Origin of the sequence: Parabacteroides provencensis (assembly GCF_900232875.1) — a bacterium.
Lineage (GTDB): Bacteria > Bacteroidota > Bacteroidia > Bacteroidales > Tannerellaceae > Parabacteroides > Parabacteroides chinchillae.
Genome location: NZ_LT960488.1, coordinates 658,323 through 677,918, shown reverse-complemented (window position 1 = coordinate 677,918; position 19,596 = coordinate 658,323). Strand labels below are relative to the sequence as shown.

Genomic DNA, 19,596 nt, shown 5'->3' with positions numbered 1-19,596 from the left:
CACCAAATTAAGTAACGAAATGAAAAAGTCAGAAACCAAGTACATTAGACGTACACAAAAGGATTACAGCATGTCCTTTAAATTATCAGTAGTTCAAGAGTATGAAACAAGCCGGCTAAGTATGGAGACTATTCAGCGTAAATATGGCATACAAGGAAGCCATACATTAAAACGTTGGATTGAAAAATATGGTAACTTTGACGTGTCAAACAAATCTCATTGTCCCGTGGAAAAGAGTAAGGAACAGCAACTGCTTGAATTGGAGCAGAAAATAAAGTTGTTGGAGCGCAAGAACGCCCGCCTGGAGAAGGAACTCGAATTAAAGGATATAAAAGCCGAATTCTTTGATATGATGATAGATATCGCAGAAAAGGAATATCACATCGATATCCGAAAAAACTCCTTTCCCGAACAGTCCTCCAATACAAAGAAGAAAAATCCGTAAGTATCAGCGGGATCTGCCGACTGCTCGGGATAAGCAGGCAAAAATATTACCGTCAGCATTGGAGTATAGACAGGAGTCGCCAAAAAGCTACCGAAGTTGTAGAGATAGTACAGGGTCTCCGTTTGGAGATGCCCCATATAGGTACCCGTAAACTCTATCATATGCTTCAGCCGGTATTGAAAGAGAAGAAAGTTGGCCGTGACAGGCTGTTTGACATACTACGTGCCAACCACATGCTCATAAAGCCTGTCCGTTCCTATCATGTGACGACCAACTCCCACCATCGGTTCCACAGGCACAAGAACCTTGTGGCAAATATGGAATCTATACGTCCGGAAGAAATCTGGGTTTCGGATATAACCTATATAAGAAATAGAAACAGTCACTTGTATCTCTCATTGGTTACAGACGCTTATTCAAAGAAGGTTATGGGATATGACCTTTCCTGTTCTTTGGACACTCAGGGTACCCTTAATGCCTTAAAGATGGCCAACGGCAACCGATTGTACAGGGAGGAACCCTTAATACATCACTCAGATCGTGGTATACAATACTGCTCCGATGCATATCAGAGATTATTGAAACGGTATCATATCATACCGAGCATGACTGAGTCCTATGATCCTTATGCAAATGCCATAGCAGAAAGGATAAACGGGATACTCAAACATGAGTTTCTGCTTGAAGACCTTAATCTTCCATTGGCACAGATGAAGCGTCTGGTAAAGGATGCTGTTTATAAATATAATAATCTCAGACCACATTACTCGTGCGGATACAAAACACCGGAGTATATGCACCATCAGAGGCAGATTAAAATTAAAAGTTATAAAAACAAACAGTTCAGCAAGGCTAGCCTTGCTGAACTGTGATAAATGTTTTAGTTTTGTCCAATAACTGTAACGGTTATTTAGGACTAGTCAAAATAAATAAGGTTCTAAAATTATCGACAAATTGAAAAAACTTCCCTTTGCAACAATGAAATCGTTTTTGTCAAATCATCGGGATCTTTTTTCAAAAACATCAGGGTCTTTTTTTTAAATCATCGGGATCTTTTTTAATGAGAGCGCATGCTTATTCACGTAAATAATGGGTCAGGATAATCTGTAAAGCTAACTGTGCATTTGTTTGATGAACCGTTTTGCACAAAAAGCGCTTCTTTGTGCCGCACAATTTGGCTGAAAATGTGCAATGGTAAGAAAAAGTATTTTATCTTTGTCCCCGTTTGTGCCAGGGATGGCAATAGAATGAGGTATTAACTAATTAATAATTTATGAAGAAAATTATCGCTTTAGCATGTCTTTCCATGCTTCCAATGTCTTATGCTGCGGCAGAAGGTTATCAGGTGAATGCACAAAGTACAAAGCAGTCTGGTATGGGCCATGTGGGTACTGCTATGAAACTGGGAGCTGAAAGTATGCATTTTAATCCGGCCGGTATGGTTTTTATGGATAAGAGTGTAGACTTATCGGCCGGTATAACTGGTGTGTTTGCCAACGGTAAGTTTGCGGGAGATAATGGATACGTTCAAAAAACGGATAATAAGGCAAGTACGCCTTTGTTTGTATATGCCGGTTTTAAGATTTATGATTTCCTCGCTGCCGGTATCAGTGTAAATACCCCTTATGGTAGTGCCATTAACTGGGGGCGCGACTGGAAAGGTGCTCACCTGGTACAGGATATCTCTTTAAAAGCGTTCAATATTCAACCTACTGTTTCCTGGAAGATTATGGATAACCTGAGTATTGGTGCCGGTCTGATGATGGAATTTGGTAATATCGAACTGAACCGTGCCTTGATAGCGCCGCGTGCAATGACTGGTTTGGCTGAAAGTATGATGGGGCAACTCGGTCCGATATTGGAAGCTATGCCTCAATATAAGCCGATTGTCGATCAACTCGTGTCAGAAATGTCCAAATATGACGAAACATCTGCAGTTTCTGCTTCTTTGAAGGGGGATGCCGGTATTCGTCTGGGGTTCAATGTCGGAGCCATGTACGATATTAACGATAAATTTACTGTCGGTGTATCTTACCGTTCAAAAGTAAAAGCCCGTGTAAAAGAAGGCGATGTTCGTTTGAGCTATGCCAATGAATTAGGCTTCAAAGGATTGTTGGAACAGGTGAATGGTTTGATTAGCCAACTGGGTTCTATACCGGGTATTCCTAAAGATGGTATTCAGATTCCCCCGTTAGACCAGGCTACTTTCTCAGCTGAATTGCCGCTACCGGATAACTGGAATGTCGGTTTGACTTACAAGCCTACGGATCGTTGGATCGTATCGGGAGAAGTTCAGTTCGTCGGTTGGGGTGCTTACAACTCATTGGTTGTGAATTTCTATCCGGCTTCAGAATTGAGCCAATATGATATCGATGCTCCGAAGAAATACAAAAACTCACGTATTTATCGTCTGGGAACTCAGTTTGCAGCAACAAATCGTCTCGATCTTCGTTTAGGTGCTTATTTCGATGAAACTCCGGTAGAGGATAATTACCTGAATCCGGAGACTCCGAGTATGAATAAGTTGGGTATCACGGCCGGTTTGAGTTTCCGTCCGCTGGAATCTTTGTCTGTTGATTTCGCATTTTCTTATGTGACCGGTTTCGGACGCGACGGTTCTTATACGGATCTCGATCTGTTAGGAAAACCTCGTACATTCGGTGGACATTACAATGTATATGCTTTAATGCCTTCTATAGGTGTTTCGTATGCGTTCTAAGGAGTTTTTTGATTTGTGACTAGTCACTGTTACAGTTATTGGACAAAACTAAAACATTCAGTAAGAGGTTGTGTCAAAATGAAGTGAACCCCGAAAGTTTTTTATCTAACTTTCGGGGTTCACTTCATTTTGATATTTATAGTTTATCAAAATTATTATTGTTGTAACCAACGAACATAAGCGAAATCCTGACGATGAGGTAATTCTTTATTTACCGGATAAACTCGGAAGCCTAAGTTTAGGTTGCCTGCCTCTGTCGGAGTACTTGTAAGAGAGAAGAATAATTTAGAACCTTCTTCTTTCATCAGTTTGAAAGATTCAACAGAAACAAGTTCCAGTGTATGTTTTTCCGGATCTTCTTTAGTTATTACCATATCAACTCCGAGCATGCCTCGTAATTCGTGACGGTCGATAACTAAATTAAATGTGTAATTCTGCCCAATAACCGGACCGTTTAACAATAAGTCATGGTCGCAAGTGAATGATTCTACTTGGAAGCTATCCCAGTGCTCTGCCACTTCTTCTTTCCACGCAGCAATCTCTTTTGCCATTGCGTAATTGTTTTCCTGAAGATGAGCCGAACGTGTAGCCAGTTTACTATAGAAACGGTTTTCATAATCATCTAACATGCGTTTCATTGTATAGTCGGGAGCAATCTTTGAGATTGAATTTTTGATATACTGAATCCAATCTGGAGAATACCCCTTGCTGTTCTTAGCATAGTAAGTCGGGATTATTTCGGTTTCCAGAATATGGTAGATTGTTGCGGCATCTAATTGATCTTGATACTGTTGGTTTTCGTAAGTACGCTTGTCGGTTAATGCCCAACCAGCGCCTTCGCGATAGCCTTCATACCACCATCCGTCAAGTACGGAAAAGTTAAGAACACCATTCATTTCCGCTTTTTCTCCAGACGTACCGGAAGCTTCCAATGGACGGGTCGGTGTATTCAGCCATACGTCAACGCCTGAGATTAAACGACGGGCTAAACGCATATCGTAGTTTTCCAAGAAGATAATCTTTCCTAAGAATTCCGGACGACGTGAAATTTCTACAATATGTTTAATCAGGCCTTGTCCGCCACCGTCAGCCGGGTGGGCTTTTCCTGTGAATACAAACTGGATTGGGTATTGTTCGTTATTTACAATTTTTGCTAAACGGTCTAAATCCGTAAATAACAAGTGGGCACGTTTGTATGTAGCAAAACGGCGACCGAAACCGATCATTAGTGCATTCGGATTGATTTTTTCAAGGATTGACATTACTTTTGAAGGATCACCTTGGTTTTTCAACCAGTTACCTTTGTATTGTTCTTTGATATAATCAATCAGTTTGTTCTTTAAAGTCTTGCGTATTTCCCAGATTTCTTCATCAGGGACGTTTTGAATTGCTTCCCAGTATTTCTTGTTAGATTGGTCGCTGAAGAACTTTTTATCGAATTTTTCTGCATAGAATTTCTTCATTTCTGTAGCAGCCCAAGTTGGCATGTGAACGCCATTTGTAACATATCCTACATGTAGTTCATCCGGGAAATATCCTTTCCAAACCGGAGCGAACATTTTTTGAGATACTTTACCATGCAACCAGCTTACACCATTGGCTTCCTGGCATGTGTTCAAAGCAAATACACTCATTGAGAATTTTTCATTTGATCCGGGGTTTTCACGTCCCATATCAATGAATTCTTGCCAACTGATACCAAGTTTGCCTGGGAATTCGCCCATATACCGACCGAATAGGCTTTCATCAAAATAATCATGACCAGCAGGAACCGGAGTATGAACTGTATAAAGAGCAGATGCGCGGACTACTTCAAGTGCTTGATTGAAGGTCAATCCATCCTTTTGAATATAATCTACAAGGCGTTGAGCATTGATAAGTGCTGCATGACCTTCATTGCAGTGATAGATTTGTTTTTTGATACCAAGTTTGTTTAGCATCATGATACCGCCGATACCCAGTAAATATTCTTGCTTCATACGGTTTTCCCAGTCGCCACCATATAACTGATGGGTGATAGAGCGATCCCATTCACTGTTCTGAGGAATATCTGTATCCATCAAATATAAAGGAATACGTCCTACGCTTACTTTCCAGATATGTGCATAAACTGTTCTTCCCGGGTAAGGAACTTCCAACAACATGGGTTCTCCGTTGGATTGCATTACCTGTGTAAGTGGTAATGTATTGAAGTTTTGAGCTTCATAATTTGCAATCTGTTGTCCGTCCATAGACAAAGATTGTGTAAAATATCCGTAACGGTATAAGAAGCCTACGGCACATAAATCTATATTACAATCGCTGGCTTCTTTCAGATAATCGCCGGCCAGTACACCGAGACCTCCTGAATATATTTTTAACACATTCGTTAAACCATATTCCATACTGAAATAAGCAACCGACGGTTTTGTTGTATCAGGCTTTACATTTACGTAAGCTTTGAAATCGGCATACACCTTTTTCATTTCCGCTATAATTGCTTTGTCTGCCAAAATTTCTTCTATACGTTTATATGGAAGTTTTTGTAGCAATAGTACAGGATTGCCTTCTGTTGTTTGCCAAAGCTTTTCATCTAATTTGCGGAATAGTTTGGCACCTTCATGATTCCATACCCACCAAAGGTTAGTAGCCATTTCGTAAAGCGGTTCCAACTGCTGAGGAAGCTTTGAATGTGAGTAAACCTCTTTCCAGATCGGACTGTTTGCGTTATTCGCCTTGATTTTCATTATCGTGAAGTTTAATAAGTTTCTTTTTATGAATAAATGATAATCTTTCTTCTTTTTGTAAAACTGTGCAAAGATAGGATTATCTTCTTAATTATGAGTTATGTTTAGTTGTTTCTTTTCTGAGCTTGCTCTAATGCTATGCCGAAAGCTGTTTTATAATAAGTAATAAATTTGCTCCATTCGGCTTTGCTGGCAATGTCAAAACAATGTTGTTTGATGGTTTCAGTTTCTTTTTTGTCTTTCTGTGCGTAAGACAATATATAATTTGCAATAGTATCGGCAACTTCGAAATAATTGAAGTCTGTACGATTAACAACGGCAACGCCTTCGTTAATATCATTTCCCGATACTGTTTTTGCGGCCCATAACCCGAAACCTGCCAGATTTGTTGTAATTGTAGGAATACCAAACGCTATACTTTCCAATGGGGTGTAGCCCCAAGGCTCGTAATATGAAGGGTAAACGGTGACATCCATGCCAATGAGCAAATCGTAATAAGCCTTATTGAATATACCGTCGGATCCGTCCTGATAACAAGGTACGAAGATAATTTTCATCTTGTCGGATGCCTTATTCGTAAAGCCTGCATGTGTAATATAGTTTAATACCTTATCTTCCCGCATTTGGTGTAGCCAGTGTGTAATAAAAGGTACTTGTAGAGGTGAAGTCGTTTTAATATCTTTTTCTATAACTTCTTTCAAATCTGCACGGGCATCACGAACCCATGCCGGAACCATAATGAATGCTATTGCTTCGCGTTGCAAACGACCGGATGTACGTACGCGGTTCATCGCTTCGATAAATACGTCGATACCTTTGTTTCGATATTCATAACGTCCGCTGGTAGAAATTAATAAAGCATCCGAAGATATAGGGCTACCCAAAAGTTTCTCTGCTACATTAATTAATGTGCGACGTGCGATAGCTCGTTTTTCTGTGTATACTTTTCCTTCCGGAACAAAGTTGCGTTCAAAGCCGTTGGGGGTAACAATATTCGGTGCCTTGTCTAATAATTGCTTACATTCATGGGCAGTAATATCACTAACCGTAGTAAAACAATCTACATAGTGAGCCGCTTGTTTTTCCAGTGAATGTTTGGCTTCCATATTCAACTCTCTGGCCATCTGATCTCCGTTATAACCATCCATATAGGCGTATAAAGCTTTGTTATTGCCTGCAATGGAACGACCGATAGATGTGGCATGTGTTGTGAATAATGTGGCAATGGCCGGAAGTTGTTTTTGGATATAAAGTGCACCCATTCCCAACATCCATTCATTGAATAAGGCGGCTACTTTCTTGTTTTCCAACTTATAAAAGTGATAAAAGCTTTCTATTACTTTGCCAACAGCAAGAGCGAAAATGCAAGATTCGTCGTAGTCTCCGTAAGCATGCATCGAATCAACCTTGAAATGTTCCCACATAGAAAAATAGAAAGCATCACGCTCTTTGAAAAAAGGTTTGAAGTCGACTAAGACTACAGGAGGCGTTCCAGGAACATTCCATCGGCCGACCTTGATATTTAGTTTCTCTTGGGATAATGCATGTTGTTTCCAATCGGCAAACAAGACTGTATCTTCAATGAAGTCAGGTGTTTTTGTGTCTGTCCATACATCCGGGCCAATGAAAACTATTTTGTCATTAAAGATTTGTTGTAATGTATGCGCTTTCGTCGAAAGGACAGTGTAAATTCCTCCTACTTTATTACAAACTTCCCAGCTACTTTCAAACAGATACTCTGGCGTCGTTATGTTATTGCTCATATATGATATTGTTTATAATCAGTAATTTCACGCTTGCAAAGATAGTCTATTTTATGTTTTTCTCCATTATTCAAAGGTATTTAATAACAATATTCCTAACTTTGTGGAAGTTTAAATACAAATGAAGTATGGCTAAAAGAAGAATTTTAAAGAAAGACATCAGCTATGTGGCTGGTGATTTATTTACAGAAGCACTAGTATGCAAGTTGTATATTCCCGGCGTAAATCAAGAAAAAGCCGATGTTGTGATGGCTCGAATCTTGGATATGCAAGATGAATATGTACGTCGTGCCAATCGTCCTGATGCGAAGGAAAATAAGGCATTAGTTAAAGAATATTATCGCAAGCTCAGAGCTGACTTGCAGTTGGAGGTAAATGCCATTGCTACCGAAATTAGCTCTCTGAGCAAAGAAAAGTAAGCATGAAGAAAGAAATTTGTAAAGCAATACTCCGGTTAGCAGGATGGAAACTTGGCCCGGTTGATGGTGTTGAATTGCCGAAATGCATAGTATGTGTTGCGCCTCATACCAGCAACTGGGATTTTATCGTAGGAAAGTTATTTTATACATCAATTGGGTGTAATGCAGGCTTCCTTATAAAGAAGGAATGGTTCTTTTTCCCTTTTAACCTGTTGTTTAATTGGTTGGGTGGAGTTCCGGTTGATCGCGGAAAACGAACATCTGTTACAGAACAGATGGTGGAAATATTTAATACGCGTGATAAATTCCAGTTGGCAATTACTCCCGAAGGTACGCGCAAGCGGGCAAAAGAATGGAAAAAGGGTTTCTATTATATTGCTTTCAAAGCAAATGTGCCGATAGTGATGGCTTACTTTGATTATGGAAAGAAAGAAGTCGGAACAAAAGGTGTATTTTATCCTACGGGAGATGTTGATAAGGATATACACGAAATACGTATGCATTATCGTGGAATTACGGCTTGTCATCCGGAGAATTTTGTTGAAATTTAATGTGTAATAATATGGCCGACAATTTGCGTATCAGTATGGTTCAGTCTCATATAATATGGGAAGACCGGAATGAAAATTTGGAATATTATGGAGAGTTGCTCCGCCGTGTAAGCGGTAAAACGGATATAGCCGTTCTGCCGGAAACATTTACTACCGGCTTTTCTATGGAAGTAGAGAAACTGGCAGATACAATGGATGGCGAAACAATACGTTCTGTAAAAAATTGGGCTCATAAGTATGGTATAGCTATTGTCGGCAGTTTTATAGTAAAGGAAAACGGTAAATATTATAATCGTGCATTCTTTATTACGCCTGATGGCGAAGAATATTACTATGACAAGCGTCATTTATTCCGCATGGCCGGTGAAGATAAACATTTTTCTGCCGGTGATGAGCGTGTAATTGTACGTTACAAAGATTGGAATATTCGTTTGCTGGTATGCTATGACCTCCGTTTTCCGGTTTGGAGCCGGAACGTAAATAATGAATATGATCTCCTTATTTATGTGGCGAACTGGCCTGAGCCGCGCAAGAAAGTATGGAAAGTGCTGCTTCAGGCACGTGCCATAGAGAATATGTGTTATGTATGTGGCGTGAATCGTGTGGGTGTAGATGGAAAAGGATTCTCTTACCGTGGAGATTCGATGGTGTTTGATCCCAGGGGTAAAAAGATGGCTGATGCCGGTAAGCGGGAAGAGATAATGCGTACATGTACGCTCCTGAAAAACGAACTAAATGACTTTCGTGCTAAATTTCCGGCATGGAAGGATGCAGACATCTTTCAGTTATGAAAAATCCCTGGAGTTGGATTCCCTCATTGTACTTTGCGGAAGGTTTACCTTATGTGGCCGTAATGACGCTCTCTGTCATTATGTACAAGCGGCTCGATATATCTAATACGGATATAGCTTTATTCACTAGTTGGCTTTACTTTCCGTGGGTTATCAAACCGTTGTGGAGTCCGTTTGTGGATTTGATCAAGACGAAGCGTTGGTGGATTTACGCCATGCAACTGTTTATCGGAGCCGGCATGGCAGGCGTTGCATTTGTCCTTCCCGGCGATTTCTTCTTTCGGGCTACGTTGGCATTCTTCTGGTTGATGGCTTTCAGTTCGGCTACACACGACATTGCCGCCGACGGCTTTTATATGCTGGGACTGACGCAGGATCAACAAGCCTTCTTCATCGGCATACGTAATACCTTCTATCGGGTGGCCATGATTACCGGGCAAGGTCTGCTGGTTATGCTGGCCGGTTTTCTGGAAAAGTCTACCGGACGTATTCCTTTCTCCTGGAGCATTATCTTCTTTATTATAGCAGGTCTGTTTGTTGGACTGTCTTTATGGCATCGGTCTGTATTGCCTCGCCCGACCGAAGATGCTCCGCGTCCTCAGGTTACGCCGTCTGTCATCATGGTTGAGTTTATGAAGACATTTGCCAGTTTTTTTCGTAAAAAAGGTATTATTCCGGCAATACTCTTTATGCTTACTTATCGTTTGGGTGAATCGCAACTGGTGAAACTGGCTTCTCCCTTTTTGTTGGATAGTCGCGAGACTGGCGGATTGGCGCTGTCTACGGCACAGGTAGGTTTTGCTTATGGCACGGTTGGTGTAGTGTCTTTGTTGCTGGGAGGCATTTGGGGCGGACTGGCTATTGCGCGGAAAGGATTGAAGCAGTGGCTTTGGCCTATGGCCTTGGCTATTTCATTGCCAAATCTGGTTTATTTATACATGGCATATGCTATGCCAGATAATATATTCGTTATCAACGCCTGTGTCGCTGTCGAACAGTTTGGCTATGGTTTCGGTTTTACTGCTTATACCATGTATCTGATGTTGTTTGCCGAAGGCGAATATAAAACTTCACATTATGCCATCAGTACCGGATTTATGGCTCTAGGCATGATGTTGCCTGGTATGGCTTCCGGTTGGATTCAGGAGCAGATCGGCTACCAGTATTTCTTCGTCTGGGTGATGATTTGCTGTATTCCGGCTTTCTTGGTTCTTCCTTTCTTGAAGTTTAAACGCTGATTCTTTTTAAAAGGTTTCTTCTTTCTCCACGCAGATCGTTTCTCCTGTAACAGGATGGCGGAATGTTATGGTAACGGCGTCCAGATGAAGCCGTTCAGCTTTTTTTCCATATAATTCATCTCCGACTATAGGTGCATTTAGCCCTGATGTATGAGCTGCATGAACGCGTAATTGGTGCGTTCGTCCGGTGTACGGATAGAATGCAATTCGGGTTATGCCATCCTTATATCCTAGAACCTGATATTCCGTAACAGACCGTTTTCCGTGTTTATCGCTCACCATTTGTCTGGGTCTGTCCTCCGGGTCAAGGCAAAGAGGTAGGTCAATTATGCCTTGAGATAAAGCAACCTTTCCCTCTAATAAAGCGATGTAACATTTCCTGATTGTCCGGTTACTAAACTGGATTTGCAGATTCTGATATACTTCCATTGTTTTGGCTACTATCAATAGCCCGGAAGTAGCCATGTCGAGCCGGTGTGCCACCAAAGGGCCGGTTGCTTCCGGATAGCGTTTCTGCATCTCACTGTAGACCGAGTTCAGATGCAGCTTACCCGGAACAGAAGGCATTCCGGCTGGCTTATCCACTACCGCTAACCATTCGTCTTCCCACAAGATACGGAGTTCTGTTTCCTTTGGGAGCTCTTCTGCCAATGGATTCGGATCTACCTCTAATCCTTGAAGCATGTGGTTGAGAATTGGCTCGCATTTCCCTTTGCAGGCCGGATAATAATAGCCATGCCGCCGTATTTCCGCTTTGGGCGATTGTCCCCACCAGAATTCGGCCATCGCTATGGGATGCAGTTTCTTCAGATAAGCATATTGCAAAAGACGGGGAGCGGCACATTCACCAGCACCGGCAGGAGGCAGTTGATGTTTAGCCTGCTCAAAGATTGCTAACAGGTTCTTGCTTTCACCACGTGCGTTTAGCATCCTGAATTGTTCGAAAAGTTTTTGTTGCAAAGCGGCGGAGCGTTCCTTCCGTTCGGCCTTTAGCCGGTTTATCTCTTGTTCAAATGTTTCTACATTTGCTTGCAAAGAACTGATCCGCTCTTTCCAGTGATTTTTCAACCGTTTAAACTCCGCCTTTTCATATTGGCTTTCACGTATCATAACAGCTTGCTCTACCGCATCCGGATGATTCATACGGCATGCATCCCGCTTCTTTTTTGCATTAGCTAACTGTGCTTTTGCAACTTTTAAAGACAATTCGGCTTCCTTTGTTTGTTGCCTCAGATGTTGTTTGCATGCCTGGTATTCCTTACTTCCTGCAATTGCTTCGATTTGTTTGTTTATAGATGATATCCGGTCTTCTTCCGGTTTGAAGAATCCCTTCGGTTCTAACAAATCATAAATAGGAGGAACGAAGTAGGGATGTAGGTTCTTTCCGGCCAACGTACCCGAGAAAGCTGCCAGAAAGCCCAGTTTTCCCATATGATTCTTTGTGATCAATACACCAAACATCTTTCCTTGTTCCAGTTCCTCTCTCCATTCTTCTTGTTTTTCCAGATAAGCTTGCACTTCTTGGGCGGCCTGTACACATAACGGATGAGGTATATAATGGAAAGGATAGGTAAACCGTTGAGGCAGGGCAGGGGACGAATCCTGTATATGAAGTAAATGAAACATGCCGCGTGGTTTTATAGTTTTTGGCATTCGGGACAATAGTAAACCGACCCTCCCATATAGGCTTCTTTCACAATGCCGTAGCCACAGCGCGGACAAGGCAAATCGTATGTATTTTTCGACAATATCGACTTGTAGCCGCCTTTGTTTCCGAAGAAATCGGTTTCCGTATCTCTTCCGCCGCCATCCGTCATTTGTTGCAGGGTGGCTTTGATCGAGCGAAACAAACGTTGTTTTTCTTCATCTGTAAAAGACCATATTTTGCGCTTGGGGTGAATGGCTGCATTAAATAAAATATCTTGTAAGACACCGTTACCCACACCCGGAATACGTTGTTCCGTTGCGAGCAAAGCTTTCGTCGTTATGTTTTTCTTCTCGGCGGAAACCAGTTTGTCAAAGTAAGATTCGTTGAAAGCGTCACTTAAAGGCGAAATACTTTCCAGGCTGAGAGTCTGGTATTTATTATCCAGTGTTTCACTGAAGGCGTAAATGCCGCCATACATGATAGTATTGAAGCTGATAAATGAATTATCGTCAAATGTAATCAGCATCTGGTATTTCGTTGGAATAGTTGTTTTGCTCTCGTTATAGCGCATATTTATACCGTCGAAAATACTTAGGAATATATTGTTGTCGAACTTGATGTCTACAAATATCCCTTTCCCTTCTGCCGAATCAATGCGTCTGCCTGCAAGTAATTTGCAGTATGCTTCGGGTGTATCGTTGAAGAATGTAAACTTGTGCAGGTGGGTAGCTCCGTATACATCCGTTACTGTGCGTCCGGCAAGCGTTTGATTCACCTGGCGGCCAATAGTGATTGCTTCGGGTAATTCTATCATATTCTGTAAGCCTGATTTATAATGTTATTCTAATGACGTGTGTAATTCAGTTAATATGCGTGCCATGCTATTCGGTGTAAATCATCTTTTTCGTCATTCCTCCGTCAATGGTGATATTTTCTCCATTGATGAAATCGTTTTCCTCCTGACTTAGGAATAGGCACATACGTGCAATATCTTCTGGTTTTCCTACCCGTTTGGATGGATGTTGGGCGTGATCGGCAGGTAGAAGCTGATCGTAGTCACGTGTTTGTATCCAACCCGGGGCAATGGAATTGACAGTGATGTGCAGATCTGCCAGTGACATAGCTAATGCGTGAGTAAGCGAATAGATACCGCCTTTGGAGGCCGCATATCCTTCGCTGCCCGGTTCACTCATTAGGTAACGGGTGGAGCTTATATTGATAATCCGTCCAAACCGGTTCGGGATTTCTTGCGATTGCCTGTGCAGGGCAAGCTGCCGGGAGGTGATAAATGCCGGGCGGAGATTGACTGATAGAATCCGGTCAAAATCCTCTACACTGGTTTCCGTAATAGGAGAAAACTGGCTGATACCTGCGTTGTTAATAATAATATCGATATCTCCCCAGTCAGCAAACAGGTGCTGCATAGACTTTTCTAAAACATCTTTGTCGCTTATATCTACGTGATAAAAATCCGTTCCTGTTTGAAGAGCAGTCTCTTTTCCTGTTATCTCGTTCTGGTCGCAAAAAGCAACTCGGTGGCCTGCGCTGCGAAACGTTTTTACTATGGCTTTACCTATACCTTCGGCTCCTCCGGTAATAAAAACTCTTCTGGTTTTATGGAAAGTGTTTACTCTTTTCGTACCGGATGTTTTCCGTGCCTGATAAGCTTCCAGTTTTTTTTCGAGGTAGTTGTCTGCCATATTCTGTTTATTTAAGTAGCAAATGTAGTTATATCTGTATTAAGTTTATATAAGTCGTATAATTACGTGTAAAGATAATAAATATAAATATTATGTATAACTTCGTATGTGAATATGGTAAATATTGAATTTATGAAAATACAGAAGAACAAGGTTCGGAAAAGTATCTCGATAGAAGATTACATCAAAGCCGCCAAAAAAGGAAATCGCATGGCTGAACAAGAACTGCTTGGCCCGGGCTTTCATTCATCCGACCGTGTGCACCAGTTCAAGAAACTTTATTCCCGCAAACAGAAGCATAGGGGAGAAGAAGGATAACTGCTTTTTAAGAAGAAGTAATAAGGTGTTGTTTATTTGCTGTTTATCGGATATACATAATCGTATGGAAATGGAAAAACTTAATTTGCTATTTGATAATACTTTGAAAAATATTAGGGAACAAAAAGGCTTTAATCCTTTTAGTCCTTCTTTTTCTGAAGAGAATATAAAGAAGATATGTGAAGAGGTTGTACGTTTTGTAAATTCAGAAACTAATATGAATGAGGAAAAAAAGTCTGAAATAATTCAGATACTTCATTTATGTGATACAACTTTCCTTATGAATAATTTCAGTAAAAAGGGATATGCACATTTAGATAGCCTTATAGCTAAAAGTAATTTTTCACAACAAGAATTGCTTGATTTTTCGTTTGCGGCTTTAAACCGCGATTATCAACTTGTACAGAAAGAGCTTTCGGGTAGAGCCAAACCTGACAAGCAAGGAGGCAAAGGTAGGAAGGAGTTCTTGTTTATAAATGAGGCCGATTTTAAAATAAAGTCTCCGGATCAATCAATTGGGGAAATAAGTGCCTCAGGACTTGTCGAAGCAGGTGTCGACTCTTTGAATACACTTGTGAAATATTTGCTATATAAAGATGTAAATGATTTTATAATCGATCCAGTTAAAGGGAACCAAGATAGCGCCGATACTATCATGGACTTATGCCAAAGCTGCAATATTATAAATATGATGAAATATAATTATGAAAATGCAGTTTGGAATGAAGGCTTTTTTGTATTAAATGAAAAGGTGCTGAAAATTGATTTTTTCTCTCATCATGAACTTAAATTAAAAGCAGCAGGCCTTCGGATAATGTATCAGAGGGTTTTTGATCAGTATTCGATTCTTATGTCTTCTTCTTTCAAATATCCGTATCAGGCAAAAAAACGGATAAAGAAATGTTATGTAGAGAATGGTTATTTAAGATATAAACTTTCTGACGGACAGGATAAAGAGGAAATATCTCATGGTATGAACATGCAGGCATCCCTGAACGTGTATTACGAATTTCTTAAAAAAGTCCCGTTTTCGGCATACGGTAACCTGGATATAGATAAAGTGTTTTTTATGTTTAACCTGATATCATATTTGTTTACTGTTGCTTCTAAGCTTCAGATACCGGAAACTGCAATAATGGAAAAAGAAAGATTTTATTCTTATCCGTTTAGAATTGCGAAAAGAGATTTAATAGAATATCTGAGGATACGTACAGGTTTTGGTTCCAGAGAAATATGTTCTTTTTTATCTCTTTTAGAATATGAAACAGGATATCTTAATTTATGGAATACTCCATTTCTTTGTCAGGGAGTCGATTATCTGTTTACTTTATTGCCGTTGACTTTTCCAATGACTTATAACCTGATTGACTATTGGCTGGAAAAAGGAGGGATATCATTGAAAGACCGTGGTAAACATTTGGAGCAGTATATTATAAAAAAGCTTATAAGCGGAAAATCGGAACAGCCGTTTCCTTATACAGTAATAAAACAGAAGAAATTTCGTATTGACGAGGGGGGATCCGAAGAGATCGACTTATTAATAAGTATGGATTCGACCTTGATTGTAGCAGAAGTGAAATGCATACGATATCCGATGGAAGTCAGAGATTACCATAATGCACTTAAACGGTTGAAAGAAGGATGTTCCCAAGCCCAAAGGAAAAAGGAATATATTAAAAATAATCATGAACATTTCTGCAATCTAATTGGAGATTATAAGGATAAAACCCATATTGGGAGTTGTTATTACCAATTACCCTCTATTCTCAGGTTATCTGCGTTTGGGCATCCCTATTGTAGATGCTCACTCATTTGAATCCTACTTTACCGGAGGTTCTATTCTTTGGAAAAGTGCTTCTCAAGAAGGAGATAAACATGTAAATCAGGTTGAGGGAGCAAAACTGTTATATATAACTAATGAAGAGTTTAATAAAAACATAAATCGTTATTTAATGCATCCACCTGTTGTAGAAATGGTTATGAATAATACAAGTATAAATATGAAAAAATGTATACCTTCTAATTCTGATTTCGGTGTGTTTTCTGTAACAGCTAGCATAGAATAACCTTTAAAACTGTTCACAAATTGATTTAATAAAGGTACAGTTCTATATGTTGGCTACGTTACAAATGGTTTGCAGGGGGAAAGACATTTATCCATATCATATTTCTCGTCTTAGATATATCATATCTTTAAGCAGCACGCCATCTTCAATTATCTGATGACCGTAATTGTCCGTGAAAAAGTTTTCAATGCGGTGGGAGTATTCAAATCCACAGCTTTTGTAGAATCCAACCGTACTTGGTACATCACCTGTTCCTACTATCATCTGATTGTATTTACCTGAATAGTGGGTGAATAGGTAATTTATCATTCTCATGCCATATCCTTGTCGTTGGAATTCAGGAGTAACTGCAATATTTTTGAGTTCACAAACTCCGTCGTTTTCATCCGTGACAACACAAATGGCCTTTACGCCATTATCATTGAGCACAAACATGTCTCCACGCTCTAAGTAACGGTCGATCATAGACTCCTGCTCGTCAGCGAGCAACAGCAGGTCTATGTATTGCTTTTTATTTTCTGTTAGTTGGATTATATTCATGTTATTTCCCGATGCAAAACTTCCCAAATATATTCCCTAATATTTCATCATTGCTGATTTGGCCTGTTATTTCTCCCAGATAGTGCATGCATTCACGGATATCCTGGCTGAGGAAGTCGCCGGAAATGTTTTGGTCGAGGCCGTTTATGACGCGGGTAATGGCTTCATGAGCTTTTGTCAGAGCTTCGTAATGGCGGACGTTTGTGACGATGACGTCGTTTTGGCTTAGCTCTGGGATAGAAGCGGCCTTTAGGAGTTGTTGTTGCAGCAATTCGGTATTGTTTTGTTGCTTGGCTGAGATGTAAAGACGTTCTGCCGGAACATTGGATAGGAGTTGCTGCTTGGCAGCCAGAGCTTCGGGTGACAGCAGGTCGGATTTGTTAAATATTAATAGTGTGTGCTTGCCTTCGGTTTTGGGGATGATGACTTGTGCGAGCGATTCTATTAATTCTGGCGGACTGGTTAGGTCAATTACCCAAAGAACAATAGAAGCCTGTTCCAGTTTCTTGAATGTTCGTTCTATTCCAAGGCTTTCTATCGTATCGTTGGTCTCGCGGATGCCGGCGGTATCAATGAAACGGAAGTTGATGCCTGAAATATTGATCGTGTCTTCTATCACATCCCGGGTTGTGCCGTGTATATCGGAGACAATGGCACGTTCTTCTCCCACTAAAAGATTCAGTAAAGTAGATTTTCCTGCATTGGTTTCACCTATTATGGCTACGGGAATACCGTTTTTTATAGCGTTGCCCACACTAAAGGAATCGGCTAGCTTATGGATTAGTTGTTCAATGCCGGATGCCAGTTGCTTTAGGTTTGAACGGTCGGCAAACTCTACATCTTCTTCGCTGAAATCGAGTTCTAATTCGATGAGGGATGTGAAGTCTAGCAACTGATTGCGAAGTTTGCTTAATTCATTGCTGAATCCTCCGCGCATCTGGCTTACTGCCAGTTTATGTTGTCCGGCGGAAGTAGAGGCAATAAGGTCGGCAACTGCTTCGGCTTGGCTAAGATCCATTTTGCCGTTAAGGAAGGCACGTTGTGTGTATTCGCCGGGCAAAGCGGAACGACAGCCTTTTTCGATAAGCAGTTGCAGTAGTTGTTGTTGTACATAAACAGAACCATGACAGGTGATCTCTACCGTATCTTCTCCCGTAAATGAATGCGGATTACGGAATAATGCCAGCAAAACATCGTCAATCATCTCTCCGTTACGATAAATGCTACCGTAGCTGAGCGTATAGGCTTTTTGCGCCGTTACGCTGTTTCCTTTGGTTCTGGGAACAAAGATAGAGTTGCAGATTGATATGGCTTCGGGGCCGGAAACGCGAATAACTGCTATTCCTCCGGTTCCGGGTGCTGTAGATACGGCACAGATTGTATCCTGATTCATGATTAAACGGTTATAAGTTCATATTGTTGAGTTCCTAGCCCTAGCTTTTCGGCATGTTCCAAACCTGCCTGCCAGTTTGTGTCGGGATGGATCAAATGGAACTTGTCTTCGCCTTCCAGATGCTGATGGGGATGAGCTTCCGAGAGACGGTTTACGGTTTGCAGTGCAGGTGCGTTAGTAACCAGATCGGCACATGCTTTATCCAATGCTACCGGATCGAAAGAAGCGGCAATTCCTAAATCGGGGACTATGGCTGCATCATTGTGGTTCCAACAGTCGCACTCGGGAGATACATTCATGATGAAACTTACGTGGAAGTGAGGTTTATCCAGTAATACGGCTTTTGTGTATTCGGCAATCTTGTAATTCAGCCGTTCGGAAGTGTCCCACGAAGCCAGAACAGCCCCTTCGTATTGGCAAAGTGCCACGCACTGTCCGCAACCTACACATTTGTCATAATCGATAACAGCTTTGCGGTTATCATTCAGGTGTATGGCATCATGTGCGCAATGTTTTACACAGATGTTGCATCCTTTACATTTTTCGATGTCTATTACAGGTTGCGAATTACCGTGTAGTTCAAGCTTCCCGGCTACACTGGCACATCCCATTCCCAGATTTTTCAATGCACCGCCAAAGCCGCTTTGTTCGTGTCCTTTAAAGTGATTCATGGAAAGAACAATATCGGCATCAACAATGGCTGTACCTATTTTAGGTGCCGGGCAGTACTCGCCGTTTATTTCGATTTCCCGGCAGTCGGTTCCTTTCAGACCATCGGCAATGATTACATCGCATTGGGCGGAGATGGGATTAAACCCGTTTTCCATGGCACTCCTTAGGTGATCAACGGCGTTGGAGCGGCGTCCGGAATATAGCGTATTGCAGTCGGTCAAAAAAGGTCTGGCTCCCAAACTGCGAAGCAAGTTTGCCATACGGGCTGCATAATTAGGGCGGATATAAGCCAGGTTGCCAGGCTCTCCAAAGTGGATTTTAATGGCTACAAATTGGTCTTTAAAATCGATTTTCTCAATGCCGGCACGTTTAACAAGGCGCTCCATCTTGTCGAGCAGGTTGCTTGACGGCGTGGTACGTAAGTTGGTGAAGTAAACTTTTGAGGTTTCCATTTTCTTTATTGATTTATGTTGCAAAAGTACAAAAGAAGGGGCTGTTCAACAAGTCTTTTTTGTCCAAAGTATCCGGAGCTATAACTCCAAACACTTTGGAATGATAAGTGGCCTTATGGCGACCCGAAAGGAACTTACCGGAGACAGCCTTCCAT

Annotated in this window: 17 protein-coding genes; 9 read left to right on the top strand and 8 right to left on the bottom strand. The window is 41.2% G+C overall.

The features are described from left to right. The first annotated feature begins 19 nt into the window (after positions 1-19). From CTY47_RS17240 to CTY47_RS02915, 3 genes are all read left to right on the top strand, one after another. Positions 20-445 carry a transposase gene (locus CTY47_RS17240; protein ID WP_233202055.1) on the top strand — a complete coding sequence of 142 codons (426 nt, stop codon included), beginning with the start codon at positions 20-22 and terminating at the stop codon, positions 443-445. Then, complete coding sequence (locus CTY47_RS17235) at positions 376-1,317, top strand: IS3 family transposase (protein WP_317044048.1); 942 nt, start codon at positions 376-378, stop codon at positions 1,315-1,317. Before CTY47_RS17240 ends, CTY47_RS17235 begins: the two co-directional genes overlap by 70 nt. 401 nt (positions 1,318-1,718) lie before the next feature. Next, the gene (locus CTY47_RS02915; RefSeq protein WP_099463336.1) at positions 1,719-3,164 is read left to right on the top strand and encodes an OmpP1/FadL family transporter; all 1,446 of its coding nucleotides are present in this window, start codon (positions 1,719-1,721) and stop codon (positions 3,162-3,164) included. A gap of 155 nt (positions 3,165-3,319) precedes the next feature. Here CTY47_RS02915 and glgP read toward each other — a convergent pair whose 3' ends face one another. Continuing rightward, positions 3,320-5,890 carry an alpha-glucan family phosphorylase gene (gene glgP, locus CTY47_RS02910; RefSeq protein WP_099463335.1) on the bottom strand — a complete coding sequence of 857 codons (2,571 nt, stop codon included), beginning with the start codon at positions 5,888-5,890 and terminating at the stop codon, positions 3,320-3,322. Positions 5,891-5,994: 104 nt separating this feature from the next. Then, positions 5,995-7,653: a glycosyltransferase gene (locus tag CTY47_RS02905; protein ID WP_099463334.1), complete on the bottom strand. Its 1,659-nt coding sequence runs from the start codon at positions 7,651-7,653 to the stop codon at positions 5,995-5,997. A 128-nt stretch (positions 7,654-7,781) separates the two neighbouring features. On the opposite strand from CTY47_RS02905, the gene CTY47_RS02900 reads away from it, so the two are divergent. Genes CTY47_RS02900 through CTY47_RS02885 form a run of 4 tightly spaced genes read left to right on the top strand, consistent with a single transcriptional unit; the run spans position 7,782 to position 10,652 of the window. Beyond that, positions 7,782-8,072 (top strand): hypothetical protein, encoded by a 291-nt coding sequence (locus tag CTY47_RS02900; protein ID WP_099463333.1) that lies wholly within the window; start codon positions 7,782-7,784, stop codon positions 8,070-8,072. 2 nt (positions 8,073-8,074) lie between these two features. Further along, positions 8,075-8,623 (top strand): 1-acyl-sn-glycerol-3-phosphate acyltransferase, encoded by a 549-nt coding sequence (locus CTY47_RS02895; protein ID WP_099463332.1) that lies wholly within the window; start codon positions 8,075-8,077, stop codon positions 8,621-8,623. A gap of 11 nt (positions 8,624-8,634) precedes the next feature. Beyond that, positions 8,635-9,414 carry an amidohydrolase gene (locus CTY47_RS02890; RefSeq protein WP_099463331.1) on the top strand — a complete coding sequence of 260 codons (780 nt, stop codon included), beginning with the start codon at positions 8,635-8,637 and terminating at the stop codon, positions 9,412-9,414. Next, entirely contained in the window at positions 9,411-10,652 is a 1,242-nt protein-coding gene (locus CTY47_RS02885) for an MFS transporter (RefSeq protein ID WP_099463330.1), read from the top strand. Before CTY47_RS02890 ends, CTY47_RS02885 begins: the two co-directional genes overlap by 4 nt. A gap of 6 nt (positions 10,653-10,658) precedes the next feature. Here the strand turns inward: CTY47_RS02885 and CTY47_RS02880 are convergent, their stop codons facing one another. From CTY47_RS02880 to CTY47_RS02870, 3 genes are all read right to left on the bottom strand, one after another. Next, positions 10,659-12,278 carry an RluA family pseudouridine synthase gene (locus tag CTY47_RS02880; protein ID WP_099464053.1) on the bottom strand — a complete coding sequence of 540 codons (1,620 nt, stop codon included), beginning with the start codon at positions 12,276-12,278 and terminating at the stop codon, positions 10,659-10,661. An 11-nt stretch (positions 12,279-12,289) separates the two neighbouring features. Beyond that, a complete protein-coding gene (locus CTY47_RS02875) occupies positions 12,290-13,114 on the bottom strand; it encodes an endonuclease VIII (RefSeq protein WP_099463329.1) in 825 nt (274 codons plus the stop codon). 67 nt (positions 13,115-13,181) lie between these two features. Then, on the bottom strand, positions 13,182-14,000 hold the full coding sequence (locus CTY47_RS02870) for an SDR family NAD(P)-dependent oxidoreductase (RefSeq protein ID WP_099463328.1): 819 nt from the start codon (positions 13,998-14,000) through the stop codon (positions 13,182-13,184). A 132-nt stretch (positions 14,001-14,132) separates the two neighbouring features. Between CTY47_RS02870 and CTY47_RS02865 the strand changes: the two genes are divergently transcribed. After that, positions 14,133-14,318: a hypothetical protein gene (locus CTY47_RS02865; RefSeq protein ID WP_143813323.1), complete on the top strand. Its 186-nt coding sequence runs from the start codon at positions 14,133-14,135 to the stop codon at positions 14,316-14,318. Positions 14,319-14,388: 70 nt separating this feature from the next. After that, positions 14,389-16,134, top strand: a complete 1,746-nt coding sequence (locus CTY47_RS02860) for a hypothetical protein (RefSeq protein ID WP_143813322.1) — start codon at positions 14,389-14,391, stop codon at positions 16,132-16,134. A 346-nt stretch (positions 16,135-16,480) separates the two neighbouring features. Here CTY47_RS02860 and CTY47_RS02850 read toward each other — a convergent pair whose 3' ends face one another. The 3 genes from CTY47_RS02850 to CTY47_RS02840 are packed head-to-tail and all read right to left on the bottom strand — an operon-like array spanning position 16,481 to position 19,441. Then, positions 16,481-16,924 (bottom strand): GNAT family N-acetyltransferase, encoded by a 444-nt coding sequence (locus CTY47_RS02850; RefSeq protein WP_099463324.1) that lies wholly within the window; start codon positions 16,922-16,924, stop codon positions 16,481-16,483. Between the two features lies 1 nt (position 16,925). After that, positions 16,926-18,317: a tRNA uridine-5-carboxymethylaminomethyl(34) synthesis GTPase MnmE gene (gene mnmE, locus CTY47_RS02845; RefSeq protein WP_199163386.1), complete on the bottom strand. Its 1,392-nt coding sequence runs from the start codon at positions 18,315-18,317 to the stop codon at positions 16,926-16,928. A gap of 2 nt (positions 18,318-18,319) precedes the next feature. Further along, positions 18,320-19,441: a DUF362 domain-containing protein gene (locus tag CTY47_RS02840; RefSeq protein ID WP_099463322.1), complete on the bottom strand. Its 1,122-nt coding sequence runs from the start codon at positions 19,439-19,441 to the stop codon at positions 18,320-18,322. Between the last annotated feature and the right edge of the window lie 155 nt (positions 19,442-19,596).